Source organism: Dolichospermum lemmermannii CS-548 (assembly GCF_028330815.1).
GTDB classification, from domain to species: Bacteria; Cyanobacteriota; Cyanobacteriia; order Cyanobacteriales; family Nostocaceae; genus Dolichospermum; species Dolichospermum lemmermannii.
The window spans coordinates 1-3609 of sequence record NZ_JAQMTJ010000016.1 but is presented as its reverse complement, the minus strand read 5'-3'; the positions used below and the strand labels follow the sequence as shown (position 1 = coordinate 3609).

The window sequence follows — 3609 nt, the reverse complement described above, 5'->3', positions numbered from 1 at the left end:
TCCTAACTCCTTCTTCCTAACTCCTTCTTCCTAACTCCTAACTCCTTCTTCCTAACTCCTTCTTCCTAACTCCTGACTCCTGACTCCTGACTCCTGACTCCTGACTCCTAAAAAACAATTATGACAAACTCACAACAACTAGAAGATTTAGCATGGTCTATAGAAGCATCCCAAGGAGAATTTAAGCTGATTTTGGCTAAGTGCAATTATCTCAACTTACAAAATCAACTCATTCAAGAATTACAAAAAATCTGTCAGATTGAAATTCAGATTTTACGGCTTCAAGCATCAGAAAGAACATTATATAATGCGATTCGAGAAGAATTTGATCAGGAAATTGCAGCATTAATGATTGTCGGTTGGGAATCATTACCGAATTTATCAAAGATGTTCAGTTCAGCTAATCAAGTCAGGGAAGAATTTAGAAATAATTGTTCATATCCGGTAGTCCTATGGATTAATAATCAAATATATCAACAAATCATGGAATCTGCACCTGATTTAGAAAGTTGGGGAATTACTATCAATTTCTCTCTTCCTTTCGATGAATTAATTAATTTACTCAAATCAATAATAGATAAAGTCTTAAATGATGATTTGAATGTAAATCTACAAGAACTTGAATTAGCATTACAAGACTTACAAAAATATGATCAAAAATTAGAACCAGAATTTGAAGCTAATTGTAATTTTTTAAAAGGATTTATTGCATATAACAAAAAACAATTAGATATAGCTATTAATTATTATCAACAAAGTTGGGATTTTTGGCAAAAAACTGAGAATTTAGAAATTCAAGGGAAAATACTTTATAATCTGACAATTTGCAATTATGAAAAATTAAGACCTAACCCCCCAACCCCCTTCCCTACTAGGGAAGGGGGAGAAATAATAAATTGTATTCAACAAATATTAGAAAAGTTTAAAAATGCTCAACGTCTGGATTTAATTGCTAATTCTTTATCAAGATTTGGGTTAATTCTCCAAGATTTACAAGCATGGGAACAATTAAAAACATTATCTCAACAATCTTTAGAAATACATCAAGCTGAAAATAATATCTTGAAAATAGCGGAAGATTATCTATTTTTAGCAATAGCTAATTTTGAACAATCAAATTTTCAAGAAACAGCCAAAATTGCTAATCAAGGGATAGGGGTAATTCATGAGTTACCCCTAATAAATTATTATCGTCAAAGTCTATTTTTAATTCTAGCACAATCTCAAGAAAAATTACAACAATATGAACAAGCAATTAGTAATTTAAAATTGGCTAAAGATATTGGGGTTATCAATAATCAACCAAAGCTTTATGTTAAAATTCTCAATCTTTTACAAAAACTATTATTTCAAAAAACAGAATATCTGGAAGCTTTTAACACCAAATTAGAAAGTCGTTCTATTGAACAACAATTTGGTTTGCGGGCGTTTATTGGTGCAGGTTGGTTAAAACCATCAAAAAATACAAATCTAAATGTAGAGACGTTCCATGGAACGTCTCTACAAACAAATTACGGAACGTCTCTACAAACAAATCAAACCATTAAAAAAGAAAATATTTCTCCAGAAATTGAAGCATCTGGACGGAAAATAGATGTAGATAAATTATTAGAAAGTATTGGTAGAACTGATAAAAAAATTATTGTCATTCATGGACAGTCAGGAGTTGGAAAAAGTTCTCTAGTTAATGCTGGGTTAATTCCTGCATTGGAAAATAAAGCCATAGGTTTTCAAGATAATTTACCTGTGACGATTAGAGTTTATAATAGTTGGTTTACAGAATTAAAAAAAGAACTATTAGATGTATTATCAGAAAACTTAAAATCAGAAGATTTAAAATTAGATACTCAGGAAGAATTTGTTTTAAAACTGGTAGAAATTGAAAAAAGTAACCTGCGAACAGTGTTGATTTTTGACCAATTTGAAGAATTTTTCTTTGTTTGTCCTGACGATAAAGCTAGAACAGAATTTTTTCAATTTTTAGGGAAATGTCTAAATAATAAAGATATTGGATCTTTGCGAGTAATTTTATCTTTGCGGGTAGATTATTTGCATCTTTTATTAGAATGTGATGAAATCAGCGATATGAATATTATTGGTGATGGTATTCTGAGTAAAAATGTGTTGTATAAATTGGGAAACTTAACACCAGAAAATGCTAAAACTACAATTGAAAGTTTAACTAAAAAAACAACTTTTCAGTTAGAACCGGATTTAATTAAGCGACTGGTACAAGATTTAGCGGGAGAAGTCGGTTCAGTTCGTCCCATTGAATTACAAATTGTGGGAGCGCAATTAGAAACAGAAAATATCACAACTTTAGCAGCATATCAGCAAATTGGTAATAAGCAACAATTAGTTAAACGTTATTTAGGGGAAATAGTTAATGATTGCGGTAAGAAAAATCAAGAACTTGCTGAATTATTACTTTATTTTCTCACAGACGAACAAGGAACAAGACCGTTAAAAACTAAGGCAGAATTAGAAGAAAATTTACAATCATTATTAGAACGAGATAAAAATGAAACTGAGAATAACTTAGATTTAGTATTAGAAATATTTGTCAAATCTGGTTTGGTGGTGTTGTTGCCAGAAAATCCCTGTGACCGTTATCAATTAGTTCATGATTATTTAGCAGCTTTTATTCGTCAGCAACAAGAACCACTCAGCGAACAACTAGAACGAGAAAAACAACAAAGAAAAATTGGTGAAGCTAAACTGAATCGCTTTCTCAAAATTGCCCTGGCAGGTTCAGTAGCCGCAGGAATAGCATTAACCTTGCTAACAGTCACAGCTTGGAATGCTGCAAAAACAGCAGAAAAACAAAAACAACAAGCTGATATTAATGAAATTCAAGCCTTAACTAAATCTAGTGAAGCCATGTTTGCTTCAGGAGAACGCGGTAATGCTTTGATAGAAGCATTAAGAGTAAATCAAAAAGTCAAACTGGCATCTTGGGCAAAATTGGATAATCAAGAACCAACGACAGCAGCATTAAGGCAAGCCGTGTATTTGCAGCTTAATGAGAAACCAGAAAACAAAGCCTTAGCCTTAGCAGTTAATACCCTGAAAGGTCATGAGGATTCGGTCAGGAGTGTGGGATTTAGCCCCGACGGCAAACAACTGGCTTCTGGGAGTGCAGACAAGACCATCAAAATCTGGGACGTGACCACAGGGAAAGTCCTGAATACCCTGAAAGGTCATGAGGATTATGTCAATAGTGTGAGATTTAGCCCCGACGGACAACAACTGGCTTCTGGGAGTTATGACAACACGATTAAAATCTGGGACGTGACCACAGGGAAAGTCCTCCATACCCTGAAAGGTCATGAGGATTATGTCAGTAGTGTGGGATTTAGCCCCGACGGTAAACAACTGGCTTCTGGGAGTGGTGACAAGACGATCAAAATCTGGGACGTGACCACAGGGAAAGTCCTGAATACCCTGAAAGGTCATGAGGATGTGGTCTTTAGTGTGGGATTTAGCCCCGACGGTAAACAACTGGCTTCTGGAAGTTTTGACAAGACGATTAAAATCTGGGACGTGACCACAGGGAAAGTCCTGAATACCCTGAAAGGTCATGAGGGTTGGGTCTATAGTGTGGGATTT

Annotated in this window: 1 protein-coding gene; it reads left to right on the top strand. The window is 34.2% G+C overall.

The genetic code is table 11. The features are described 5' to 3' along the window. Positions 1–120: 120 nt before the first annotated feature. A partial coding sequence (locus PN450_RS00795; RefSeq protein ID WP_271835068.1) for an nSTAND1 domain-containing NTPase occupies positions 121–3609 on the top strand: 3489 nt, incomplete at its 3' end.